The sequence below is a fragment of the Microbacterium sp. HMWF026 genome (assembly GCF_003061325.1).
GTDB lineage: Bacteria > Actinomycetota > Actinomycetes > Actinomycetales > Microbacteriaceae > Microbacterium > Microbacterium testaceum_E.
Genome location: NZ_QAJB01000291.1, coordinates 8,053 through 10,045, shown reverse-complemented (window position 1 = coordinate 10,045; position 1,993 = coordinate 8,053). Strand labels below are relative to the sequence as shown.

At 71.9% G+C, this 1,993-nt stretch carries 1 protein-coding gene; it reads right to left on the bottom strand.

From position 1 onward, the window contains the following. Positions 1 to 185: 185 nt before the first annotated feature. Positions 186 to 1,655 carry a radical SAM domain-containing protein gene (locus DBR36_RS11255; protein WP_181373568.1) on the bottom strand — a complete coding sequence of 490 codons (1,470 nt, stop codon included), beginning with the start codon at positions 1,653 to 1,655 and terminating at the stop codon, positions 186 to 188. Between the last annotated feature and the right edge of the window lie 338 nt (positions 1,656 to 1,993).

The following is a 1,993-nucleotide window of genomic DNA, read 5'->3' as shown; positions in this document are numbered from 1 at the left end:
GTCGGCAGGGTGCGGTCGCGCCGGTTGGTGGGCGCGCGCAGCGAGATCACCGTCGACGCGGGCGCGCTCGAGGTGCACGCCGAGGTCGCGTCGGTGTCGGCGTTGCGACAGGGGGACGAGGTGGCGCTCTCGGTGCCGGAGGCCCTCGCGCACGTGGTCGTGGGCTGAGGGACGTTCCCGCCGGCTCAGGCCGTGCGCGCACCCGTCTCGCGCACCGCGGTCAGCCCCGAGGGGCGCGCCGTCACCGTCGCACCCGGGCGAACCGTCGGCAGCGGCAGGATGCGGCGCAGCTCCTCGTTCTCTTTCGGATCGAGCACCGAGTGCTGCACGCACGCGGGCACCAGGCGGCCATCCTCGGGGTGCGCCATGGCGTACATGCACGCGCCCAGGCGCTCCTGCGTCTCGCGCAGCAGCGGGTCGTCGGCGGTCACGCCCTCTTGCATGAGCTTCCACGCGGGCGCGACCTGCTCGGCATCCATGAAGTTGTGGATCACGAACGTCTTGAACGACACCTTGCCGCGGCGGGCGGCCGCCACGACCTTGCGCAGACCACCCGCGCGGCGCAGGACGCGCGACATCAGGCCGATCAGCGGGGGGATATCGCCCGGGTGCGACGCGAGAGCGCGCACGACCTTGACCGCCAGGACGTGACGGGGGATGCCGCCGAAGATCATGCCGCCGAAGTGCGACAGGAACCGGTCGCGCGCGGCGATGTCCTTGGGGTCCTCGGGGTCGAGCACGGGGGCGAAGGTCTTTCCGACGCGCACACCCACGGTCGAGCGGTTGCAGCGCGGATCGCCGAACTGCGTCGCCTGCCACGGCAGTTTCTGCCCGGCGCCGGCCTCGATGCGCTCCCACACCGCGTCGATCGTGACCTCGCCGAAGTCCTCGCGCCAGCGGCGGTCGTCGCCGATGAACGCGGCCGGCTGGAACGACATCATGTCGAACGGCATCTCGAGCACATCGCGCGTGACCTGCTCGACCTCGGCGACGTTCGAGGGGGTGACCGTCATGTTGTGGGCGAGGTAGCTGCTCACACCGTGGTCGCGCTTGAGGTCGACGAACATGCGGGCGAACTTCTCGCGGAACGGGTTGAGCTCGGCCTCGCTGCGGGGGCGCACCGCGCCGCGGCGACCGCGCATGAGCGAGTCGAAGTGCGCGGCGAACGACACCTTGTCGAAGCGGGGTTTTCCGTCGTCGTCCAGGACGACGTCGAGCAGGTAGTCGTAGTCGAAATCGCCGTGCGTCATCGACATGGGCTCGCGGCCGACGGCGCGCATCGCGAGCAGCGAGCGCGCGTGGTCCTCAGCGCTCAGCAGGCTGACCTCGCCGCCGATGAGCTGCGCGTGCGCGCGGGGTCCGCGGACTTCGCGCAGGTAGTCCATCTGACGCGTGACGTTGTCGACCGTGTGATCGCCGTCGATGCGGACCTTGTTGGCGTCGGCCGAGTGGTAACAGGGCGAGCACGTGAGGTTGCACTTGGGGAAGACGCCGTGCGTCCCCTCGCAGCCCACCGCGCTGCGTCCCAGCAGCTGGCTGGGCGTCTTGGCGTGCGGGGGCAGCTCGGCCCACCGCCGGTCGAGGGCGCGGCGGGTCTCGGGGTGGATGGGCCGCGTGTCCAGCTCGAAGCGTCGGAGGGTCGTCGCGAGTCGCATGTCGTCCTTTCGTGGCGTCTTCGCCCTACGAGGGATGTTCGCCGCTCGCCCCGGTTCGGATTGCGCGTCGTTCCATCCTGCCCCCTCCCGTTGCCGGGTGGGGCGGCGGCCGCGCGAAACTCCTGAGCAGGTGCGCGGCGACCGGGTGCGGCGCGGGCGGGTCAGCGGACGGCGGCGACGCGACGCGCGGCCAGCGCGGCCGCCACGGCCTCGGCCACGCGGTCGGTCTGCCGCAGCGACAGCGAGTTCGAGTTCGGACGCGTGAAGGCCCCGGCCTCGGTGCCGGCGGTGAAGGGCCCGAGGGCGAAAACCGTCTCGTGCGCGGCGCCCGTCGGTGC